This window comes from Polynucleobacter sp. UB-Raua-W9, assembly GCF_018687435.1.
GTDB lineage: Bacteria > Pseudomonadota > Gammaproteobacteria > Burkholderiales > Burkholderiaceae > Polynucleobacter.
Map to the genome: position 1 here is coordinate 1,345,987 of NZ_CP061290.1, position 22,647 is coordinate 1,368,633.

Annotated in this window: 24 protein-coding genes and 1 pseudogene; 6 read left to right on the plus strand and 19 right to left on the minus strand. The window is 46.9% G+C overall.

Annotated features, from left to right (window positions below; translation table 11 throughout):
• Nucleotides 1–9 precede the first annotated feature (9 nt).
• Nucleotides 10–633, plus strand: a complete 624-nt coding sequence (gene mog, locus AOC07_RS06905; protein WP_215357259.1) for a molybdopterin adenylyltransferase — start codon at nt 10–12, stop codon at nt 631–633.
• 20 nt (nt 634–653) lie between these two features.
• Here mog and orn read toward each other — a convergent pair whose 3' ends face one another.
• The gene (gene orn / locus AOC07_RS06910; RefSeq protein WP_215357261.1) at nt 654–1,241 is read right to left on the minus strand and encodes an oligoribonuclease; all 588 of its coding nucleotides are present in this window, start codon (nt 1,239–1,241) and stop codon (nt 654–656) included.
• Nucleotides 1,242–1,256: 15 nt separating this feature from the next.
• Here orn and AOC07_RS06915 point away from each other — a divergent pair, with 15 nt between their 5' ends.
• Together AOC07_RS06915 and rsgA are read left to right on the plus strand one after the other, a co-directional pair.
• A complete protein-coding gene (locus AOC07_RS06915; RefSeq protein ID WP_215357263.1) occupies nt 1,257–2,507 on the plus strand; it encodes a M48 family metallopeptidase in 1,251 nt (416 codons plus the stop codon).
• Nucleotides 2,508–2,518: 11 nt separating this feature from the next.
• Nucleotides 2,519–3,532, plus strand: a complete 1,014-nt coding sequence (gene rsgA, locus AOC07_RS06920; protein WP_215357265.1) for a ribosome small subunit-dependent GTPase A — start codon at nt 2,519–2,521, stop codon at nt 3,530–3,532.
• On the opposite strand, the gene AOC07_RS06925 is transcribed toward rsgA, so the two are convergent.
• The 6 genes from AOC07_RS06925 to rpsP all read right to left on the minus strand — a co-directional run bounded on the left by AOC07_RS06925 (nt 3,477) and on the right by rpsP (nt 7,425).
• Entirely contained in the window at nt 3,477–4,436 is a 960-nt protein-coding gene (locus tag AOC07_RS06925) for a CobD/CbiB family protein (RefSeq protein WP_215357267.1), read from the minus strand. The genes rsgA and AOC07_RS06925 overlap by 56 nt on opposite strands.
• Nucleotides 4,433–5,170, minus strand: coding sequence for a CoA pyrophosphatase (locus tag AOC07_RS06930; RefSeq protein ID WP_215292591.1), 738 nt, complete (start codon nt 5,168–5,170; stop codon nt 4,433–4,435). The genes AOC07_RS06925 and AOC07_RS06930 overlap by 4 nt, the downstream gene beginning before the upstream one ends.
• A gap of 65 nt (nt 5,171–5,235) precedes the next feature.
• Complete coding sequence (gene rplS / locus AOC07_RS06935; protein WP_215292593.1) at nt 5,236–5,631, minus strand: 50S ribosomal protein L19; 396 nt, start codon at nt 5,629–5,631, stop codon at nt 5,236–5,238.
• A 122-nt stretch (nt 5,632–5,753) separates the two neighbouring features.
• Nucleotides 5,754–6,500 (minus strand): tRNA (guanosine(37)-N1)-methyltransferase TrmD, encoded by a 747-nt coding sequence (gene trmD, locus AOC07_RS06940; protein WP_215357269.1) that lies wholly within the window; start codon nt 6,498–6,500, stop codon nt 5,754–5,756.
• Nucleotides 6,501–6,524: 24 nt separating this feature from the next.
• Nucleotides 6,525–7,088 (minus strand): ribosome maturation factor RimM, encoded by a 564-nt coding sequence (gene rimM / locus AOC07_RS06945; protein ID WP_215357271.1) that lies wholly within the window; start codon nt 7,086–7,088, stop codon nt 6,525–6,527.
• A 91-nt stretch (nt 7,089–7,179) separates the two neighbouring features.
• On the minus strand, nt 7,180–7,425 hold the full coding sequence (gene rpsP, locus AOC07_RS06950; RefSeq protein WP_215292599.1) for a 30S ribosomal protein S16: 246 nt from the start codon (nt 7,423–7,425) through the stop codon (nt 7,180–7,182).
• A 295-nt stretch (nt 7,426–7,720) separates the two neighbouring features.
• Here rpsP and AOC07_RS06955 point away from each other — a divergent pair, with 295 nt between their 5' ends.
• Nucleotides 7,721–8,194, plus strand: a complete 474-nt coding sequence (locus AOC07_RS06955) for an META domain-containing protein (RefSeq protein ID WP_251371654.1) — start codon at nt 7,721–7,723, stop codon at nt 8,192–8,194.
• 72 nt (nt 8,195–8,266) lie between these two features.
• On the plus strand, nt 8,267–8,656 hold the full coding sequence (locus tag AOC07_RS06960; protein WP_251371655.1) for a hypothetical protein: 390 nt from the start codon (nt 8,267–8,269) through the stop codon (nt 8,654–8,656).
• Between the two features lie 40 nt (nt 8,657–8,696).
• Here the strand turns inward: AOC07_RS06960 and AOC07_RS06965 are convergent, their stop codons facing one another.
• From AOC07_RS06965 to AOC07_RS06985, 5 genes are all read right to left on the minus strand, one after another.
• Nucleotides 8,697–10,484 carry an acyl-CoA dehydrogenase gene (locus tag AOC07_RS06965; RefSeq protein WP_215357273.1) on the minus strand — a complete coding sequence of 596 codons (1,788 nt, stop codon included), beginning with the start codon at nt 10,482–10,484 and terminating at the stop codon, nt 8,697–8,699.
• 38 nt (nt 10,485–10,522) lie between these two features.
• A complete protein-coding gene (locus AOC07_RS06970) occupies nt 10,523–11,458 on the minus strand; it encodes an electron transfer flavoprotein subunit alpha/FixB family protein (RefSeq protein WP_215357275.1) in 936 nt (311 codons plus the stop codon).
• On the minus strand, nt 11,459–12,208 hold the full coding sequence (locus tag AOC07_RS06975) for an electron transfer flavoprotein subunit beta/FixA family protein (protein WP_215292607.1): 750 nt from the start codon (nt 12,206–12,208) through the stop codon (nt 11,459–11,461).
• A gap of 66 nt (nt 12,209–12,274) precedes the next feature.
• Complete coding sequence (locus AOC07_RS06980; RefSeq protein WP_215358513.1) at nt 12,275–13,927, minus strand: acyl-CoA synthetase; 1,653 nt, start codon at nt 13,925–13,927, stop codon at nt 12,275–12,277.
• A 20-nt stretch (nt 13,928–13,947) separates the two neighbouring features.
• Complete coding sequence (locus AOC07_RS06985; protein ID WP_215292609.1) at nt 13,948–14,868, minus strand: histone deacetylase family protein; 921 nt, start codon at nt 14,866–14,868, stop codon at nt 13,948–13,950.
• Nucleotides 14,869–14,951: 83 nt separating this feature from the next.
• Between AOC07_RS06985 and AOC07_RS06990 the strand changes: the two genes are divergently transcribed.
• Complete coding sequence (locus tag AOC07_RS06990; RefSeq protein ID WP_215357277.1) at nt 14,952–16,196, plus strand: lytic transglycosylase domain-containing protein; 1,245 nt, start codon at nt 14,952–14,954, stop codon at nt 16,194–16,196.
• Here AOC07_RS06990 and cysM read toward each other — a convergent pair.
• From cysM to AOC07_RS07025, 7 genes and pseudogenes are all read right to left on the minus strand, one after another.
• On the minus strand, nt 16,193–17,104 hold the full coding sequence (cysM, locus tag AOC07_RS06995; protein ID WP_215292611.1) for a cysteine synthase CysM: 912 nt from the start codon (nt 17,102–17,104) through the stop codon (nt 16,193–16,195). The two genes, AOC07_RS06990 and cysM, sit on opposite strands and share 4 nt — an antisense overlap.
• Nucleotides 17,105–17,145: 41 nt before the next feature.
• The gene (locus tag AOC07_RS07000) at nt 17,146–17,574 is read right to left on the minus strand and encodes a helix-hairpin-helix domain-containing protein (RefSeq protein WP_215357279.1); all 429 of its coding nucleotides are present in this window, start codon (nt 17,572–17,574) and stop codon (nt 17,146–17,148) included.
• A gap of 87 nt (nt 17,575–17,661) precedes the next feature.
• Nucleotides 17,662–18,681 carry an ADP-glyceromanno-heptose 6-epimerase gene (gene rfaD, locus AOC07_RS07005; RefSeq protein ID WP_215357281.1) on the minus strand — a complete coding sequence of 340 codons (1,020 nt, stop codon included), beginning with the start codon at nt 18,679–18,681 and terminating at the stop codon, nt 17,662–17,664.
• Nucleotides 18,678–19,607 (minus strand): D-glycero-beta-D-manno-heptose-7-phosphate kinase, encoded by a 930-nt coding sequence (gene rfaE1, locus AOC07_RS07010; RefSeq protein WP_215357283.1) that lies wholly within the window; start codon nt 19,605–19,607, stop codon nt 18,678–18,680. The genes rfaD and rfaE1 overlap by 4 nt, the downstream gene beginning before the upstream one ends.
• Nucleotides 19,608–19,627: 20 nt before the next feature.
• Nucleotides 19,628–20,992: a UDP-glucose/GDP-mannose dehydrogenase family protein gene (locus AOC07_RS07015; protein ID WP_215357285.1), complete on the minus strand. Its 1,365-nt coding sequence runs from the start codon at nt 20,990–20,992 to the stop codon at nt 19,628–19,630.
• A 36-nt stretch (nt 20,993–21,028) separates the two neighbouring features.
• Nucleotides 21,029–22,240 (minus strand): lipopolysaccharide assembly protein LapB, encoded by a 1,212-nt coding sequence (gene lapB, locus AOC07_RS07020; protein ID WP_215357287.1) that lies wholly within the window; start codon nt 22,238–22,240, stop codon nt 21,029–21,031.
• Nucleotides 22,241–22,306: 66 nt separating this feature from the next.
• A pseudogene (locus tag AOC07_RS07025) lies at nt 22,307–22,645 on the minus strand (integration host factor subunit beta); the annotation flags it as partial.
• Between the last annotated feature and the right edge of the window lie 2 nt (nt 22,646–22,647).

Below are 22,647 nucleotides of genomic sequence, written 5' to 3' on the forward strand. Positions count from 1 at the left end.
AATAGAAACATGAAGCATACAGAAGACCAAAGCCGTAGCACTCCAAATGAAGTCAAAATTGGCCTGATATCAATATCTGATCGGGCCAGTAAGGGTGTATACCAAGACGAGGGGATCCCAGCCCTGCAGACTTGGTTAATAAATGCCCTGACCAATCCCTGTGTTTTCCATGAACGCTTAATTGCCGATGAGTCTGAAGCCATTACTGAAACCATCGTCGAATTAGTCGATGAAATGGGATGCGATCTAGTGCTCACCACTGGCGGCACAGGCCCCTCACGCAGAGACGTCACCCCTGAGGCAACCCTTGAGGCTGGAACGCGTGAAATGCCTGGCTTTGGCGAGCAAATGCGTCAAATTAGTCTCAAGTTTGTTCCAACGGCAATTTTGTCCAGACAAGTTGCCGTTCTCAGGCAGATTGAAGGCCATGCTGCGCTCGTCATCAATCTGCCTGGCCAACCAAAAGCAATTGCCGAAACCCTCGAAGGGCTAAAAGATGAGAATGGTAAATCTATCGTACCCGGCATCTTTGCGGCAGTCCCTTACTGCATTGATTTAATTGGTGGGCCTTATATAGAGACCCACGAAGAGGTCATCAAAGTCTTTAGACCCAAGAGTGCCCTCAAGAAATAAACTCTTTTTAAGTTTTTAACTTACTGAGGTAATGGGACGATAAATTTATCGCGGTAGTACTTAAGCTCTTCAATCGACTCTACGATATCAGCCAAAGCGGTATGTGCCTGCTGTTTAGTAAAACCTTTTACCAACTCTGGATGCCAACGCTTGCATAACTCTTTAAGAGTCGAGACATCCACATTGCGATAATGAAAGTAGGCCTCTAACTTCGGCATGTACTTCGCCATAAAGCGGCGATCTTGACCAATCGTATTGCCACACATTGGCGCAATACCTGCCTTGATATATTTCTTTAAAAAGGCAATACACTCCACTTCGACGGTTGCCTCATCCAAGGTCGATGCTTTGACCTTATCAATCAGACCGGAGCGTCCATGAGTGCCTTTATTCCAAGCATCCATCCCATCTAAAACGGCATCGTCTTGATGAACTACCCAGACCGGGGCTGTAGCAATGGTGTTGAGGTGGGCGTCCGTCACGATAATGGCAATCTCCAAAATTCGCTCGGTTTCCGGGTTTAGACCCGACATCTCCATATCCACCCAAATAAGGTGTTCATTGGCGGGCGGCGCCTTATTCTCAGCCGTGTTCGTTTGTTCGCTCATATCTATAATGATCTCATGACATTCACAATTATTTTTCTGATCGCCTTTATCGCCAGCTTTGGCCTACGCCACTGGCTTTCCCAACGCCAAATTCGCTATGTATCTCAGCACCGCGATGAGGTCCCAGCTGAATTTACCGAAAAAGTGAGCTTGGCCGAGCATCAAAAAGCGGCTGACTACACCATCGCTAAATTACGCCTCGGTATTTTAGAAAACGGTGTCAGCGCCATCATTTTAATTGCCTTTACTTTGTTAGGCGGACTGCAGATCGTCAATATGGCATTGCTGCAATTATTGGGCGAAGGTATTGCCCAGCAAATCGCCTTGCTAACTTCAATTGTGATTATCTCCGGGGTGATTGACTTGCCATTCTCTTGGTACAAACAGTTCCATCTAGAAGAGCGCTTTGGCTTTAATCGCATGGGTAAAAAACTTTTCCTTAGCGACATGATCAAGGGGCTAGGCGTAGGCGGTGCCATTGGCATCCCACTACTTTGGGTAATTCTGACTCTCATGGCTCAAGCTGGAGACCTTTGGTGGCTTTGGGCTTGGGGCGTATTAACTGCATTCAGTTTATTAATGCAGTGGATCTTCCCTACATTCATTGCGCCCATCTTTAATAAGTTTCAAGCCCTAGAGGATGGTCCTTTAAAAACCCAAATCGAGGCACTTTTGCAGCGCTGCGACTTTGCAAGCCAAGGATTGTTTGTCATGGATGGCAGCAAGCGTAGCGCTCATGGCAATGCATTCTTTGCCGGTATGGGTAAAGCCAAACGCATTGTGTTCTTTGATACCCTCATTGAAAAACTGAACCCAGGCGAAGTAGAGGCTGTGCTTGCCCATGAGTTAGGTCACTTCAAACGCAACCATATTCGTAAACGTCTCTTAGTTTCTTTCGCCCTAAGCTTTGGTATGTTTGCCCTACTAGGTTGGATTAGTGCGAAGATCTGGTTCTATACCGATCTGGGTGTCATGCCCAACCTCAATGGCTATAACGGTGGCCTGGCACTAGCACTCTTTATGCTGGTATCGCCGGTATTTAGCTTCTTCTTTACGCCGCTTGCCAGCCTAGCTTCCCGTAAACATGAATACGAAGCTGATGGCTTTGCGGCTGAAAAGTCTTCGGCCAAAGACCTGATTTCTGCATTAGTGAAGTTATATCAAGACAATGCATCAACCCTAACACCTGATCCAATCTACACCGCCTTTTATAGCTCGCACCCACCCGCTCCACTGCGGATTGCTAACTTACAACGTCTGAGTTAATCAGTCCGGTAATGGAACAATTCCACGCGCTGCTGACAGCTTCTTATGGAAGGCATTATTTAGCGCAGCGTTTAGTGATAGATGCCCAAGGGAATGAATCACCCCAAGGGCCATTAATTCAAGTGAGCACACCCGCCAAGCAACACATTGGCGCAGTTGGCGATCGGATGCTCCTAGAGATGACGTCCGCGGATCAAGCGCGCATTATTCAGATTGAGCCACGTGTCAATATTTTGTATCGCTCTGATGCATTTAAAAGCAAAATTATTGCCTCTAATGTAGACCAAATTTTGGTAGTGCTGGCAACACAACCAGCGTTCTCGCCCGACCTCTTAGGCAGAGCAGTGGTGGCTGCAGAAGCCAATCAAATTGGCTTGCACATTCTGTTAAATAAATGCGACCTCAAAGACAACTTGGAACATGCTCGCAAAATCATCGCTCCCTACGCGCGCATGGGCTACCCAGTGAGCGAGGTATCTGCTAAGTTTGATGCCACATCCATTAATGCACTCCAATCGGCACTATGTGGCAAGGTCTCCGTCTTTGTGGGTCAATCTGGCATGGGGAAATCTAGCCTCCTCAATGCCTGGGTTCCGAACGCTGCCGCCCTCACCCAAGAATATTCAGTACGTTTAGATACCGGTAAGCACACCACTACTGCTTGCCGTTATTTTGAATTACCTGAAACCTGGGGTAGAGATGAATCTGGCAAACTGGGTGCGCTCATTGATTCACCAGGTTTTCAGGAGTTTGGTTTAGCCCATATGTCGGTAAGCGAATTGCAACACGCCTTTAGAGAATTTAGGAGCTTACTTGGTAAGTGTCGCTTTCACAATTGTGCACATCAATCAGAACCAGATTGCGCAGTTCGTGATGCAGTAAACAGAAATGAAATAGCGTCAGAAAGACTAGCGCTATTTAGACAGCTGCGTTCTGACTCAAAGACGGCAGATACGCAAATTCAGGGAATCAGCCAAACCAAAGAGCGATGGTCAGCATTAGCAATAAAGCCATCCAAGCGATGACCAAGCGCCACACCAAACCTACTGCAGAACGCATCGTACGCTCGGTTGGCTCAAGGGCTACTTCATAGATCAGCGGCTCACCGGCTTCTGCCATGCGCAAAGCTTCATCGCTATCAGGCTCACTTAAAGGCTCCCCTAAACGAACGCCTAATGCACCGCCGCCTGCAGCTAAAATCACTGCCGATAAAGAGTCGGCCCATTTTAGCGTGAGGTAACGCCAGGCATAAACTGCACCTTCGAAATTACCAACAATCGCAAAGCCCATAGCAGTAATGCGAGCCGGAATCCAATCGAGTACGTAGAAGAAATGGCGTGCCGCCTCACTCAGGCTAAAGTCGCCGCGCTCAGACCAACGCTGTGCCGCAATATCTGCCAAACGATACAACACAACTCCTGCAGGACCCATGGGCATCATGAACCAAAATAACACCCCAAACACATGACGATGCGAACCAATGATGGCACGTTCAAGCGCCAAAGAAATCACTTGAGTTTCTGTCAACTCAGAAGTATCTAATTCTGGACCATACCACTCACCTAATGCAGCACGTGCTGCCGGCAAGTCATGCGCTTCGATTGCTTCATGAACGAGCGTGAACGAATGACTGAATTGACGGAAGCCAAAAAACAAGTAGGCAATGACAACGTTCCACAAGAAACCTAAAATTGGATACGTCACCATACAGGCGACATACACCAAGAACACTAAAAAGGTCGGCAGAATAAAGGCGACCAAACAGGCCAACCGAGCGCCAATTGGGCTTGCGCCCTCCTCAGTCTTGCCGCCGAACTCTCCAGCAACCCAATCTAACCAACGGGTGCTCATGCGCACAATCCAATGGCTTGAGGTTACTGGGCGATATTGCTCAGCAATCAGGGCGAAGAGAATAGAAAAGAAAGTCATACTTTTAATAAATGATAAAGGTTACGCAACATTCCCGCAGTAGCACCCCAAATAAAGCGGTTCTCATAAGGCATTGAATAAAAACGACGCCCGCCCTGCTCACTTTGCCACAACCTGACCTGATGGTTCCCTGGGTCTAATAAAAAACTTAAGGGCACCTCAAAAACATCTGCCACTTCAAATTCATCCAAGACATATTCTGCCTGAGCCTGCACTAATCCTACTACCGGAGTAACGCTATAGCCAGAAACAGTTAAATATTGAGGTAAATGGCCAATAATCTCGACCCGCTTAGGATCTAAGCCAATTTCCTCTTCGCTCTCACGCAAGGCAGTGTCATTTGGCGTTTGATCTTCCGGATCCATGCGACCCCCAGGAAAGCTAATTTGCCCTGCATGATCACGTAAATGATTCGTCCGCTGGGTGAGTAGAACCGATAGGCCTTCTTCTTTGAGCAAGAGTGGAATTAACACCGCTGCTTTGGTCACTTTGCCGACTGCCTGGCGTCTTGCAATAATGTCTGCCGCAATCACGTGGCGGTTTTCATCAGTGATCTCCGGCTGCCATGCTGGTGGATTTTGCAGGCGAGCCTTCAGAGCTGCAGGCTCTAAAAACTTTGGAGATACTTTTTTATCATTAATGCATATCTCATGAATCGGAATTGCTTGTGCATCAAATCCCGGAGGCGCAGCAACATTAATTGCGTCTTCTTCAGGTTTAGAGGTCTTAGGCATATTCATATTCTAAGGCAACAAAAAAGGCGACCAAGGTCGCCTTTCTGTTTTTATCAAAGCAGCAATTATTCAGCAGCTGGAGCAGCTACTGCCTTAGTACGAGCTTGAAGCTTTTCTTTAATACGCGCTGACTTACCAGAACGATCACGCAAGTAGTACAACTTCGCGCGACGTACATCACCGCGACGCTTAACTTCAATGCTAGCGATCAATGGTGAGTAAGTTTGGAAAGTACGCTCAACACCTTCACCAGAAGAAATCTTGCGCACGATAAAGCTGGAATTGAGTCCGCGATTACGCTTAGCAATGACAACGCCCTCAAAGGCCTGGGCACGCTTACGGGTACCTTCAACAACATTAACGCTAACAATCACTGTGTCACCAGGCGCAAAGCTTGGCAATACTTTGTTGGCACTTAAGCGAGCAATTTCTTCTTGCTCAATTTTTTCGATCAAATTCATTTTTAATCCTTAAACATCTTGTTAGCGTTTAATCCCGAGATCTAAATCAACGGACCTAACAGAGGATGCAGTTAAAACAATTTCACTAAACCAAAAAACCAAACTTTTAATCACAACCCCATTTATAGAGAGCGAAGAAATTGTTCATCTTCTTGGGTTAGCAACCCATTGGTTCTGGCCGATTCAATTAAATCTGGCCGGAGCCTGAACGTCAGCTCTAGAGACTTCTGCCGACGCCAGTCCGCTATTTTAGCGTGATGTCCACCTAAAAGCACGTCCGGTACTGATAAATTTTCATATATTTCAGGGCGGGTGTAGTGCGGATGATCCAAAAGACCATTCATAAAGCTATCCTGGATCACAGATTCGTCATCCCCTAGGACTCCAGGAATCAGCCTAATCACCGCATCCATCATGGCCATAGCGGGGATTTCACCCCCAGAAAGCACAAAATCGCCGATAGAAAGCTGTAAATCGACGTTTCGATCGATAAAACGTTGGTCTACTGCCTCATACCGCCCACAAATGAAGCTTAAATTGCCGTAATTGAGGATGTCTGAGGCTATCTTTTGAGAAAACCGCTCACCCTGGGGTGCCAATAGGCAAATTGGACCTGATGTAATATTTGCCGCCTGATGAGCCGATTTAACTGCCGCAACAGCATCTTCAAGAGGTTTGGCCATCATGACCATGCCCGGACCACCACCATAAGCGCGGTCGTCTACCGTCTTGCGAGAATCAGAACAAAAATCTCTCGGGTTCCACAAATGAACGCTGACTAATGATTGCTCACATGCGCGACCTGTCACACCCCACTGCGTTAAAGCAGAGAACATTTCTGGAAATAAGGTCACAACATCAAAGCGCATATTTAAATTTATCGTATTGATCTATCACCAATCACTCTGCCAATCGAGCGTGATAGTTTTATTGGCCAAGTCTACGTTTTGTACCACTTCTTTTACAAATGGTACGAGTTGTTTAATTCCATTACTAGGGGCTTCACCAATGACAATTACACCATGAGCCCCATGCTCAGTAACATCGATGATTTCACCAAGCTCTTCGTTTTGTAAGTTGACTGCGCGGCACCCAATGAGGTCAATCCAATAATAGGAATCACTCTCTGCTTTAGGGAAGGCATCGCGCGCTACCAATATTCTGGCGCCCTTTAATGCAAGCGCTTGATCGCGATCGCTTACACCTTCTAATGCCATTACGACATTGCCGCTGTGCATCTTAGCGCTCTTCACTTTGTATTGGGTCAAAGAGGCCTGCTCTACAGACGCAGAAACACCTGCATCCCTACGCGGGATCAGAGATATCCAAACAGCCTTAGAAGAGAGCAGCGCCACAGGATCTGTTGAGTGAGGTCTAACCTTCACTTGACCCTGCAATCCTTGCGCCTCAGAAACGGCGCCAAGTTCAATCAAATCATTTAGGGAAGGTGCACTCATTTGAAAGACACCTTATTTTCCCGAAATAGAACTACTGAAAATCCAGCCACTAAAAACTCCATCGCAAAGATGAAGTATTTAGCAAGGTTATTTAAACAGCAGGATTGTTTTTGATCAAACGAACAACGGTTGGCGATATTTGTGCGCCAACACCAGTCCAGTAAGTCAAACGATCTTGAGCAATGCGCATGGCTTGCTCAGTTTCAGCTGCTTTAGGATTGAAATAACCAATGCGCTCGATAAAGTTCGAGTCACGACGGTTGCGCTTATCAGTAGCAACGATGCTGTAAAAAGGGCGCTTCTTAGAGCCGCCGCGTGCCAGTCGAATGACGACCATACTTATTCCTTAAAAAATCTAAAATGAAAACAGGTTGATTACAACCCAATGAAATTTCTACAAAAAATCTTGGGCTCCAGCTCACCAATTAAATGCAAGGTAGAGCGGAAAACCTCATATTCTAGACGAAAACCCCTACTTCTTCCACCTATTTGAGTGCCTAAGACAGTAGAATAGAACCCAGTGGTAATTAAAAAATATATATAAAACAATAACTTAGATGAATATCCCCAGAAAATTAGCGGTCCACCCCCTCTTAAAATACTCCATCAGAGGGTTCTCAGATAGCCTATTTGTGGTGTTTTCATCTGTGGGTATCGCCCTTTTGAATGGATGCGCCAATGTCCTACCACCCTGTGGCGCGAAAACTAGCCCTCCCAGTAGCGAGCTACGCAACACCAAATGGGAGCTCACGCGGTGGAATTTACCTCCTAACAGCAATGGCGAAGTGCGAACCCGCACCATTCCACAAGGCGAGGCTAGCAACCCCATACAACTCACATTTGATGCCAACAGTCAGCGTGTCAGTGGTTCAACCGGCTGCAATCGCTTCACCGCTCTACTAGATGAGGATTCTCGTGGCTTTACCTTCACTAAAATTACTAGCACCAAGATGGCATGCACGCCTCAGCGTAATGAATTAGAAAATGACTTTCTGTACGAGCTCAACGACTATCGCAGTATTGTTCGCAACGGCGATCAATTGCTCATGATTGGCGCTGACAGAGAAGTGCTGAGCTTTACACAGCGTCCCAATAACAATAAATAACAAGCTAAAAGATTCATGAAAAACTCCAAACTGATTTTTTGCGCTCTCGGGTTATTTTTTCCAGGCAGTGGATTGAACTGCTTCTACTTGCAAGGTCTCAAGTCCTTTTGGGCTTGGGTGCAATTATTTGCATTGATTGGTGGCATTGCTGGCTGGACTATTCTTAAGAACGCACACTTTCACTCCGCTCCAGGCTGGGTACTCATTACCTTTGGCTTTATTGCAATTGAAGCGAGTTGGTTAACCACGATTGCGTTTGGCCTGCGCCTAGATGAAAAGTGGGATGCGCAATTTAATCCCGGTATTGAAGAACACCGTCGCACTCGCTCTGGCTGGCCGGTTATTCTGACAGTGATTTTCTCACTTGTATTGGGCGCCGGCGTGATGATGACTTTCTTGGCAATCTCTTTTGAGCAATTTTTCATTTCCCAAATTCATGAAGCAAAAAAGCTATCCCAATAATTGCAGATAGCTTTTGGTGTGCCAGGCTCCGTGGATGAGGTTAGAACTGCTCCACCTCTAAACTATTAGTAGAGTGGCCACTTTCAATAATTGAAATTGCTAAAGCTCCAGCCTGTGGCAATAAATGCTCAGCAAAGAAACGTGCTGTAGCAATCTTGGCGCCATAAAAAGCTGAGTCACTATCCCGCAGTCGCTCTGCAACCAAGAGGCTCCGCGCCATTTGCCAACCACCTAACACTAAGCCGGACAAACGCAGATAAGCGAAGCTGCCAGCGTAGACCGCCTTAGCATCGCTTTTGGCATTTGCCACAATGTAAGCTACTGCTTCTTCAAATGCAGTACGGCCAACAGTTAATTGCTTAAGTACTGCTTTGGCATCTGCCGAACCACTGGCTGCCAATGCTGTTTCTGTCTCAGCAATTTTTTGCATAAACACTTTTGCAGTTGCGCCACCATCACGTACCGTTTTTCTACCAATCAAATCATTGGCCTGAATGGCAGTGGTGCCTTCATAGATCGTCAGGATACGCGCATCACGATAATGCTGGGCAGCGCCCGTCTCTTCAATAAAGCCCATGCCACCATGTACTTGCACGCCTAAGCTAGCAACCTCAATCGACATCTCCGTAGAGAAGCCCTTCACAATCGGCACTAAGAATTCATAAACAGCTTGACTAGCTTTGCGTTCAGCTTGATCAGGCGCTGCATGTTGTGCATCATAAGCAGCTGCAGCGTAATACGCCAAGGCACGAGAGGCCTCGGTGTATGCGCGCATTGTCATTAACATGCGCTTCACATCCGGCTGATGAATAATGGCTACTGGGCCTATAGAGCCATCTAGATCACGACTCTGCACCCGGTCTTTAGCGTATTGCACGGCCTTTTGATATGCGCGCTCTGCGACCGCAATCCCTTGCATACCTACCGCAAAGCGAGCTGCATTCATCATCACGAACATGTATTCAAGACCGCGGTTTTCTTCACCTACTAGATATCCAACCGCGCCACCATGATCGCCAAACTGTAGAACGGCCGTTGGACTCGCTTTAATGCCAAGCTTATGCTCAATCGATACACAGTGAACGTCATTACGCTCACCTAAAGAACCATCTGCGTTCACTAAAAACTTAGGAACAACAAATAATGAGATTCCTTTAACGCCCTCTGGCGCATCAGGAGTTCTTGCCAGTACCAAATGGACAATATTCTTGGCCATGTCGTGCTCGCCATAGGTAATAAAAATCTTAGTACCAAAGATTTTGTAGGTGCCGTTACCTTCAGGTACTGCGCGGGTACGCACCATTGATAAATCTGAACCTGCTTGTGGCTCAGTCAAGCACATAGAGCCAGTCCACTCGCCTGAAATCATATTGGGAACGTATTGCGCTTGAATCTCTGGGCTAGCTGCTGTTAACAAGGCTTCAATCGCCCCATCAGTCAGCATCGGACACAAAGCAAAAGATAGGCTAGCTGAGTGAACCATTTCAAAACAGGCAGTAGCAATTAATTTTGGTAGGCCTTGGCCGCCAAACTCAGCAGGATGAACTACGCCCTGCCAACCAGCAGCTGCAAATTGCTCGAATGCTTCTTTAAAACCAGGGGTTGTCGTAACGACACCATCTTTCCAGGTGCTTGGGTTTTGATCACCAGGCCAATTGAGTGGTGCAACAACGTCTTGATTAAATTTTGCAGACTCTTCCAAAATTGCTGGGGCTAAATCAACATCAGCGCCCGCCTGCGCATACGAGGGATACGCAACAACATTCGATAACCCAGCCAACTCATTCATCACAAACAGCATGTCTTTTACTGGGGCTATGTATGGCATTACTACTCCTCTTTATTCAATCGAATCATCCAATACTCTTAACCCAACGCTTTGGTTAACTCAGGAACTGCAGTATTGAGATCCGCTACCAAACCATAATCAGCAACACTAAAGATTGGTGCCTCTGGATCCTTATTGATTGCGACGATGACCTTAGAGTCCTTCATGCCAGCTAAGTGCTGAATCGCACCGGAGATGCCCACTGCGATATAAAGCTGTGGAGCCACAATCTTGCCAGTTTGACCAACTTGGTAGTCGTTTGGAACATAACCCGCATCAACCGCAGCACGCGAAGCACCTAAAGCGGCACCGAGCTTATCAGCCAATGGGGCAATGAGTTCTTGATATTTCTCACCAGAACCCAAACCACGTCCACCAGAGACGATGATCTTGGCAGCAGTTAACTCTGGACGGTCAGACTTTGTGAGTTCGCGGCCAACAAATGACGATGAAGATTTACTTTCAGCGGCAGCGAGTTTTTCAATCGTCGCAGAACCACCAGTAGCAGCCACCGGATCAAAACCAGTCGTACGAACTGTGATGACTTTGACTGGATCACCAGATTGCACGGTAGCAATCGCATTACCTGCATAGATAGGACGCTCAAATGTATCGGCACTAACTACTTTCGTGATGTCAGATAACTGCGCAACATCTAACTTAGCAGCTACACGCGGCATCACATTCTTGCCATTTGCAGTTGCAGGAGCAAGAAGATGACTGTAGTTACTTGCAATTGACAGAATCTGGGCAGCTAAAGGCTCAGCCAATTGATCAGCTAGATTGCTAGCATCTACCTGAATGACCTTACGCACGCCCGTCACTTGGGCAGCAGCTGTTGCAGCTGCATCAGCGCCACTTCCAGCAACCAGCACATCTACTTCGGAAGAGCACTGCAAGGCAGCTGCTACCGCGTTGAGTGTTGCCGCTTTTAAAGATTGATTATCGTGTTCAGCAATAACGAGAGCAGCCATTTAAATTACCTTCGCTTCATTTTTGAGTTTATCTACCAAAGCGGCTACATCAGCAACCATCACGCCAGCACTTCGCTTAGGCGGCTCTTCGACCTTCAGGGTTTTAAGACGCGGGGCAATATCTACACCGAGATCTTCAGGCTTCAAAATATCAATCACCTTCTTCTTGGCCTTCATGATATTTGGCAGGGTTACATAACGTGGCTCATTGAGGCGCAAGTCAGTCGTAATCACTGCTGGCAATGTAAGTGCAATCGTTTCTAGGCCGCCATCCACTTCGCGAGTCACGGTAGCCTTACCATCAGCCACAACTACTTTAGATGCAAAAGTGGCCTGTGGAATATCTAAAAGACTAGCCAACATCTGGCCAGTTTGATTGCTGTCATCATCAATTGCTTGCTTGCCGAGAATAATGATTTGTGCCTGCTCTTTTTCAGAGAGCGCTTTAAGAATCTTGGCAACTGCGAGTGGCTGCAAGTCGGCGTCAGACTCAACCAAAATTGCGCGATCAGCACCAATCGCTAAGGCAGTACGTAGTGTTTCTTGGCACTGGGTTACGCCTACACTAACAACTACCACTTCAGTGGCAACACCAGCCTCTTTTAAACGAACCGCCTCTTCAACCGCGATTTCATCAAAAGGATTCATGCTCATTTTGACATTGGCAAGATCGACACCTGAACCATCTGACTTCACGCGAATTTTGACGTTGTAATCAACGACGCGTTTTACTGCAACTAAGATCTTCATTTGGAATTCTCAATATTGACAAAAAATTGGGTAACCGCTTATTTTATCCGCCCTATGGCATCAAAACTAGACGTCAATGGCGGCGGCAGATCCAGCTTGCCTACGTAGCTCAAACTTCTGAATTTTGCCGGTTGAAGTCTTTGGTAGCTCCCCAAAAACAATCGCCTTAGGCACCTTAAATCCAGCTAAATGCTGTTTGCAGTGAGTAATAATATCGGCTGGCGTTACCTCCACGCCCGGCTTAATTTCCAAAAAAGCACATGGGGTCTCACCCCACTTTGGGTCAGGCTTAGCAACCACTGCCGCGGCAATGACTGCAGGGTGACGATAAAGCACATCCTCCACCTCAATAGAGGAGATATTTTCTCCGCCAGAGATGATGATGTCCTTACTCCGATCCTTGATCTTGATATAACCATCTGGGTTCATCACCGCCAAGTCACCTGAATGAAACCAACCACCCTCGAACACGTCTTTGGTGGCCTTCTCATTCTTTAAATAACCCTTCATGGCGATATTGCCTTTAAACATAATCTCGCCCATGGTTTCGCCATCAGCAGGAACCGGCTGCATCGTTTCTGGATCCAGAACATCAATCGCTTGTTGCATGTGATAACGTACACCTTGACGCGCATTCAAGCGAGCACGCTCACTAATATCTACATCATTCCATGCGTCTTGTTTTACACAAATTGCTGCCGGACCATACACTTCAGTCAAGCCATAAACGTGAGTTAAGTCAAAGCCCAGCTTTTCCATGCCTTCAATAATAGAAGCTGGCGGCGCAGCGCCTGCAATGAGGCCCTTGACGCCCGCTGGTACGCCGACCTTCATTTCATCCGAGGCATTTACCAAAAGGTTATGCACAATTGGCGCAGCACAGTAGTGAGTCACGCCATGCTCTTTAATTGCTGCAAAAATATGTTGCGCATCTACACGGCGCAAGCACACATTAATCCCGGCACGAGCTGCAACCGTCCAGGGGAAACACCAACCATTGCAATGAAACATTGGCAGTGTCCACAAATACACTGGATGCTTATTGATATCCCAATCCAGGATATTGGAGACCGCATTAATCGCTGCACCACGGTGATGATAGACAACACCCTTAGGATTACCCGTGGTTCCGGAAGTGTAGTTCAAACAGATTGCCTGCCATTCATCGACCGGCACCTGCCATGCGAAGCTTGGATCTCCTTGAGATAGGAGCTGTTCGTAGGTAAGCTTTCCTAGCCTCTCACCCGCCACATCAAATTCTTTTTCTTCAACATCGATAATTAAGATATCGCGACCACTTTCTTTCTTGGCCATTTCTAATGCCGTTTTGATCACACCGGAAAACTCTGGATCAATGATGACTACTTTAGCCTCACCATGATTGAGCATGAAGGCAATGGACTCTGGATCTAAGCGGGTGTTCAAAGCATTTAATACGGCACCCGCCATCGGAATACCAAAATGCGCCTCCACCATAGGGGGAGTGTTAGGCAGCATCACCGCCACTGTATCTCCTAAGCCAATGCCATGCTTTTGTAATGCACTAGCGAGGCGACGGCAACGCTCGTAGGTTTGTTGCCAAGTTTGGCGCAGCTTTCCATGAATGATGGCAGTCTTATTAGGATAAATCTCCGCCGAACGCTCCAAAAAGAGAAGTGGGGTAATGGGAGTGAAATTCGCGGAATTGCGCTCTAGCCCTTGTTCGTAAATATTTGCCATCATGTACCTTCAAAAACGCTTTAAATATCGGCCAATGCCTTTACATGAGCCACAACGCTCCTACCTAAAGCGGAAAGGTTGTAACCTCCCTCTAGGCAGCTCACAATACGATTTTGCGCATAATCTTTTGCAATCTCTTTGAGGCGTTTGGTAATCCAAACGTAATCATCTTCAACCAAGCCCATTTGACCTAAGTCATCTTCACGGTGCGCATCAAATCCAGCAGAAATAATGATGAGCTCTGGCTCAAAGTTGCGCAAAGCTGGCAGCCAACGCTCTTCCACGATGGAGCGCACCACATCACCACGAGTAGAGGCTGGCAATGGCACATTCACCATATTGTCCGAGGCATCTAAGCCGCTATAAGGATAGAAAGGATGCTGAAAAAAACTGCACATCATGACATGAGGGTCATTAAAAAATGCGGCCTCAGTACCGTTACCGTGATGCACATCAAAATCAATAATGGCGACACGTTCAATGCCATAGGCTTCTTGAGCATAACGGGCTGCAATCGCAACGTTATCAAATAAACAAAACCCCATCGAACGGGTAGGCTCGGCATGGTGTCCAGGCGGCCTAACGGCACAGAAGACGTTTTCGACTTCGCCTTTCATAACCGCATCAACACCGGCAATTGCTGCGCCAGCTGCGCGCAATGATGCCCTATAGGTATGAGGATTCATGATGGTGTCGCCATCCAGCATGAAGTAACCGCTCTCCGGGGCGCGGTCTCTTACAAATGCCACATGGTCAGGGCTGTGCACTAATTCCAATTGATCTTCAGTTGCCAGAGGAGCATCCAAATGATGAAGGAAGCGATCTACGCCGCTGCGGATCAATTGATCATTGATCGCCTGAATGCGCTCAGGGCACTCTGGGTGATGACTTCCCATCTCATGTTTCAGAAAGTCTGGATGAGTTATGTATCCTGTTGTCATTACTCTAAATCCTTCATAGCAAAACGTTCATTTTTATAATCTAATAAAACGTGTTTATTTCTCAAAAATCGATTACAGCTCGCATGAATCTTTGCGCCCCCTACTTGGCATTAGCCTTGCTTCTGACGGCCTGCTCTGGCGCGCCAACAAAGCCAGAACAACCCATCGTAAACCAAGCCGATGATGTAGCTACTGAGGCGCAATTTAGTCAAAATCTCAATGAACTACTAAGCCAGGTTTCCCAAGCCCAAGAAATCCCCATACAGACCCTAGAATCAGGTTTCCTTGATGCTAGAACGATTCCCTCAATACGCAAATTGGTATTACCCCCATCGGGTACTTTTAAGAAGAATTGGCTGGCTTACCGCAAGCGCTTTATTGAACCCGTCCGTTTGAAGGCTGGAAAGGCCTTTTGGGAAGAAAACCAGGCTTTTTTAAGTCAAGTTGAGCAGGATTCTGGAGTTCCTGCGGAGATTATTGTTGCCATTATTGGCATTGAGACTATTTATGGGCGCCAGACGGGGAATTTTCGGGTGAAGGATGTGCTGTCCACCCTAGCCTTTAGCTATCCTGAAACACCCAATAAATCTGCCCGTGAACAGCTGTTCAAGGACCAACTCAAAGAGCTTATTCTCTTATGTTGGACAGAAGCTGGCGGGAAGTTACCTGCAAAGAACAACACCCAAGGCGTCAATAACGCACGCTTTAGCGCCTGCCTTAATCAAAATAGTTCCTATGCTGGTGCTATTGGCTTACCGCAATTTATGCCTAGCAGCATTCGGAGCTTTGCTGTCGATGGCGATGGCGATGGGAGAATTGATTTAAAGCAGAGCCCCAAGGATGCCATTGCCAGTGTTGGCAACTTCATGAAAAAACATGGCTGGCAAAGTGGTATGCCCATTTCTTTTCCTGTGCAACCCGACGGCATATCAGCCGTTAAAGAATTGGCTGATGGAGAGCCACAACTTAAACACACAGTTCAAGAGTTGATTGAAAAAGGCATCCTGACTAAGCAACAGGGCGACTTACAAAGCGGTGGTGTAGAACCAAGCAGTAAAGCATTTATTGTGGACTTACCTTACCCCGATAAAGATGGCGTGGAACAAGTTCAATATTTTGTTGGCTTAAATAACTTTCTGACGATTGTTCAATACAACCGTAGTTATTTTTATGCACAAAGCGTTGCTGAGTTTGCAGAAGCCCTGGGATATCAGAATCAAAGCGTAGTGCCGGTAGAAAATATCAGAAAAGTGATGATCAGCAAGAGTTCTAGCGAGAAGCCTAAGCACAAAAAATCAACCGCCAAGAAAAAACCTAAAACAAATTAGGCTGGAAAAACGCCAGTAGATAAGTAGCGATCACCGCGGTCACAGACAATAAATACGATCGTGGCATTTTCAACCTGACGAGCAATGCGCAGAGCTACCACTAAAGCACCGCCCGCTGAGATACCGCAGAAAATGCCTTCTTCTGCAGCCAAACGGCGCGCCATCTCTTCAGCATCTGCTTGCGTGACGTATTCAATACGATCAACCTTGTCCCCCTGATAAATCTTAGGCAGGTATTCTGGAGCCCACTTACGGATTCCTGGAATTTGCGAACCATCTTCAGGCTGCGCACCAATAATCTGAATCTCAGGATTCATTGACTTCAGGTATGTTGAAACACCGGTAATCGTTCCGGTTGTACCCATCGCAGAAATGAAATGGGTAATTTGACCATCAGTATCGCGCCATATCTCTGGTCCAGTGGTCTCAATATGGGCTCGTGGATTATCTGGATTAGCAAACTGATCAAGCAATCTGCCGCGCCCCTCTCGTTGCAGCTGGAGCGCATAGTCACGCGCAAACTCCATGCCACCAGAAGCAGCCGTCAGGATCAACTCAGCTCCATAGGCGGCCATACTTTGACGACGCTCAATACTTTGATTCTCCGGCATGACCAATACCATCTTGTAGCCCAACATTGCAGCTGTCATAGCCAAGGCAATACCGGTATTACCGCTTGTCGCTTCAATTAGGGTATCGCCAGGTTTAATTTCGCCACGCTCTTGTGCGCGCATGATCATCGACAGCGCAGGTCGGTCTTTCACCGACCCGGCTGGATTATTACCCTCCAACTTACCCAGAATCACATTATTGCGAGTCGAATTCTCAAGACCTGGAATTCGTTGCAATTGGACCAAAGGCGTATTGCCTACGGTTTGTGAAATAGTCAGGTAAGAAGGTTTGCTCATGAAGCCATTTTAGCCATAAGCCCGCTTACACTCGAAAGGGTTTAATTTCTGCGACCCGTTGCCGCACGCTCCGGGTGATGACGATTACTATTTTGAGTACGCGAATGACGTCTACCAGAGGCCCCGCCTTCCCTTTGCGTCCTACCATTAGGCTCCCGAAAAGAGCCTGGGGCCTCAATTGTTAAGCCGTTATCAACCATCTTTTCAACGGATTTCATACCAATGCCACGGACCCGCTTCTGCAAATCATTGGCATCCTGAAAATGGCCGCCATCCAAGCGCTCAGCAATAATTGTTTTTGCCTTAGAGGGTCCAATACCCTTAATACTCTCCAACTCAGATTGGGTAGCAGTATTAACATTAATCGGGGATGCAACAACCGCCCCAAGAGAAGAAACTGCTAATACTGCTGCAAGAGCAGTAGACCTAACTAAACCAGTTGCAACGCCAAAATTTAAATATCGACTCATACATTCTCCAGTAGTAAATAAAAATCCACGGACACAAAGTGCGCGTGGATCATTTACAACGAAGAGTGAGTTACTTGGTTGACTTGCCTACAACGGATTGGCTAAGAAACCAGAATTTACTTCTAACCACTCAATATAACGGCCTATACCCTGCTCAACATCTAGGAAGGGTTCTGTATAACCTGCTGCACGAAGTTTGGTGAGATCCGCTTGAGTGAAGCACTGATATTTACCTCTGAGTGCATCCGGAAATGGAATGTACTCAATCGCTTTTTCTTTTACCAACTCTTGTAGGCTTGCTGGTTGCGCTTTATCAAGCTTACGCATGGCATTGGCAACCGCATGTGCAACATCATTAAATGGTTGCGCACGACCGCTACCTAAATTAAAGATGCCGCTAATCTCTGGGTGATCTAAGAAAAACAGATTCACTTTTACAACATCTTCAACTGATACAAAGTCGCGGCTTTGTTCACCAGGACCGTAACCACCATACTCACCAAAAAGCTTTACATGGCCGTTGGCCTTGTACTGGTGATGTTGATGAAAGGCTACTGATGCCATGCGGCCTTTATGGGATTCACGCGGGCCATATACATTGAAGTAGCGAAAGCCAATTACCTGTGCAGTGTTTGTTTTTTCTGCAAAACGCTTGCGCATGACTTGATCAAACAGGAACTTAGAATAGCCGTAGATATTGAGCGGCTTCTCATGCTCACGACTCTCGACAAAAACATTAGAGCCACCATAGGTAGCAGCTGAAGATGCATAAAGAAGTTGCACCTTTTGTGAAGTACAGATATCTAGCAAGTCCATGGTGTAGCGATAGTTGTTCGCCATCATGAAAATGCCATCAGTTTCCATCGTGTCAGAGCATGCACCCTCATGGAATACTGCTTTTACTTTACCAAAACGACCGCTTCTAAATGCTTCTAGAAATTCATCTTTATCAAAGTAATCAGTGATGTCTAGATCAGCAAGGTTGCGATACTTATCTGCGGGACGAAGATCATCCACAGCGATGATATTTTTCTCACCACGTAGGTTAAGAGCCTGAACAATATTTGCGCCAATAAAACCAGCGGCGCCAGTTACGATAATAGTCACTGTAATTCCTCTGAAGTAACAGTAGCAGTTCCAAGCTTACCAACCACAATACCACCTGCGCGATTTGCTAAAGCCATTGCTTTTTCCAGTGGCCACTTGGCTGCCAATGCCACTGCTAAGGTTGCAATCACAGTATCGCCAGCACCAGAGACATCAAATACTTCGCGTGCTTGCGCTTTTACATGACTGACACCAGCCTCAGTATATAAACTCATACCCTCTTCAGAGCGAGTTAGCAGTAGAGCTTGAAGGTCTAAAGATTTTCTGAGGGCCTGCGCTTTATTAGTCAGATCTTCTTCACTAGTCCACTTGCCAACTACCTGACGCAACTCACTACGGTTAGGGGTTAAGACAGTGGCGCCACGATATTTTTCATAATCTTCACCCTTAGGGTCAACCAAGATGACTTTGTTTTGCGCCCTTGCCTGCTCAATCATATGGGCTACTTGGCCCAAGGCACCTTTGCCGTAATCAGACAGAATTACTACGTCAGCAGCGCCAACTAGCTTTTCAAAACGCTCCAACTTATGCGCTAGCGCTTTTTCACTGGGGGTTTCTTCAAAATCAAGACGAATGAGTTGTTGCTGACGGGCAATCACGCGTAACTTCACAATCGTTGGCACATTTACATCAATTTCTAGTTGACTATCAACGCCACCTGACTTCAGCAACTCCACCACACGCTTGCCAGGTTCGTCATCACCAACAATACCCAAAATAGTTGTATTGGCACCCAAGGCCGCAACGTTACGGGCAACATTCGCTGCGCCACCTAAACGCTCGTCAATCTTACCCACCTGTACTACTGGCACAGGCGCTTCAGGAGAGATGCGATTCGTGTCACCAAACCAGTAACGATCGAGCATGACGTCGCCAACCACTAGTAAGTGGGTTTTAGAAAACTGATCTCGGTTTGCTTTTTCCATAGAACTATTTTTGTAATGACTTAATTATGTCGCCCAATACCGTAGTACTCAATACCCAATTCCCGCATAGCACTTGGCTCATAGAGATTACGGCCATCAAATACGATAGGGCGCGTCAGCTTTTGCATTACCTGATCAAAATCTGGACTTCGGAAAGCCTTCCATTCGGTCACAATTACCAAAGCATCACAAGCATCTAAGGCTGCCATGGGGTTATCTACCATAGAGACCCTCTTAAGACCTTCTGGATTACCTTTGAAGTCCAACTCGAGGCAATGCTGTGCTTCTGGCATCGCCACTGGATCATGAGCAACTACCGAGGCGCCACGCTTGACCAGTTCTTGGATGATGACGCGGCTTGGGGCCTCACGCATATCGTCAGTATTCGGCTTAAATGCCAGACCCCAAAGTGCAAACTTCATACCTTTCAGATCTTTGCCAAAGCGTTTTTCAATCTTCTCGACCAAGATGTATTTCTGGAGCTCGTTTACAGCCTCTACAGCATCCAAAATCTTCAAGTCTCTGCCATGCTCCCTAGCAGTTTTAGAGAGTGCCGAAACATCTTTTGGAAAGCAAGATCCACCATAGCCCGTTCCAGAGTACAAAAATCCATAACCAATCCGAGAGTCTGAACCAATGCCCTGACGTACTGCCTCAATATCAGCGCCTACGAGATCGGCCAAGTTTGCTAACTCGTTCATGAAAGAAATGCGGGTAGCCAACATGGCATTGGCTGCATACTTGGTCAGCTCTGCACTCTTCACGTCCATGTAATAGGTGCGCTCATGGTGACGATTAAATGGTGCGTACAGCTTGCGCATTTGCTCTTTAGCTCTAAGCCCAGCCGGAGTATTTTCTGTGCCAATCACAATGCGGTCAGGTCGCATAAAGTCTTCTACTGCTGCACCTTCTTTTAAAAACTCGGGATTAGAGACTACTGAGCACAAGTCGGCTGGCTGCCCTCTTTTTTCTAATTCCTCTTTAATTGCTGCCGATACTTTATCTGCCGTACCTACTGGCACGGTTGATTTATCAACAATGACCTTAGGTGTGCTTGCATAAAGGCCAATATTTCGAGCTGCTGCAACGACATATTGTAAATCTGCAGAGCCATCCTCATCAGGAGGGGTACCCACTGCAATAAATTGAACATCACCATGCGCAACAGATGCGGCAATGTCTGTAGAGAATTGCAATCTGCCTGCAGCACGATTGCGGTCAATCATTTCTTTCAGGCCGGGCTCATAAATAGGTACGCCACCAGAATTCAGAATCTCAATCTTTCTAGGGTCAAGATCTAAACAGAAAACATTATTACCCTGCTCAGCCAAGCAAGCGCCTGTAACTAAACCTACGTAACCGCTGCCAATGATGGTGACTTTCAAATGAGCTCCTAATCAATCTCTAATGTATTCAAGACATCACATTGAGGGGCCACTTGGTGCGGCACCCTCACTACGTCTTGGGGAGTATGCCTCCCAATTATTACAGCCAGGACACTGCCAATAGAATCTACGCGCCCTAAACCCGCAATTGCCACAGGTATATCGAGCCAAACTGGTGGTGCGCTGACGTAAGAGGTTCAAAATTGACTGCAACTCCAAAACCCTTTCAGGATTGGCGCTACCCTCCTCTAAAGCAAGACGGGTTTCAGCCAACTTAGATAGAGCACTCAAACTAGGGGAATGCTGCATTACATCGGCGAGCATCATATTTGCAGCCTGTGGCCCCCGAATTTTCATGAGCTGCTTATGCACAATATCGAGCAACTCGCCAGAAGCCTGAGTCTTGAGCAAGTCACACAGGCGATCCAAGCCCTCATCAACCTGATTGATTGCTGCATGAGCAATCATCCAACGATCCGCCAATAAATGCATATATGCCGGGTGTGAAGCAGCCACCAATCTCCAAGCTTCAATTGCCTGTGCTGGGCGATCCATAGCCATTAAGTAATCACCCTGCAAAATCAAAGCACGCGCATGATTTGGTACGGCCTGCAAGGCGCGCTGAATAGACTGTTCAGACTCCTCTAGATCTTTACGACGCAAGGCTTCTTGACCTAATTCACAATGAAACTGAGCAATCTCAGTTTGATGTGATTTGCCCTGCAACTTCTCAAGCTCATGGGCTGCGATGATGGCTTTTTTCCAGTCACGCTCTACTTGATACATCTCAAGCAAACTTTCTTTTGCTGGAACGGCAAACTTACCTTCCCCCACGCGATTCAATGAAGCTTCAGCGCGATCGAGTAAGCCAGCACGTAGAAAATCGCGGCCCAATTCATAAGCAGCATGATCCCGATCACGTGGCTTCAAGTCATCGCGATTTGCTAAGTGCTGATGAACCTTAATAGCTCGCTCAGTTTCACCACGACGACGGAATAAATTACCCAATGAAAAATGTAACTCAACCGTTTCAGGATCTAATTGCGCAATCTTGACAAGGGTTTCAATCGCTTGATCAGGCTGTTCGTTTAATAAAAGACTAAGGCCTTTAAAAGTTGAGCGCTGCTGACGCATACGCTCGCGCTCATCCATGCGATTTTCAAGACGTAAGTCCCAGCGAGATGCTAGCCATCCAATACCAAACATGACTGGTAGCAGCAATAACCAGGATGTCGCTATCTGAATCATGGCGTGCAGAAATTAAATAAAAAAATGGCCCGAATGGACCACTGAGGATGAGCCTGAATGTTAGGCACCAGAACCCTCTTTGGGGCCCGCCTGTTTCAGCGGCTTGTAATCCACTCGCTCACGCAACTCTTTACCAGGCTTGAAATGGGGAACACGTTTTTCTGGAATCAAGACCTTATCACCAGACTTGGGATTACGACCGGTGCGTGCAGGACGATGATGAAGTACAAAACTGCCAACGCCACGCAATTCAATGCGTTTACCCTCAGCCAAAGCATGAGTCATGGTATCCAGCAAGGTTTTTACTGCTAGCTCAACATCCCTAGGCAAAAGCTGCGGAAATTGTTCCGCAAGGCTCTCTACTAGTTCGGAGCGAGTAATAGCTTGTTGCTCTTGATCTGTCATGA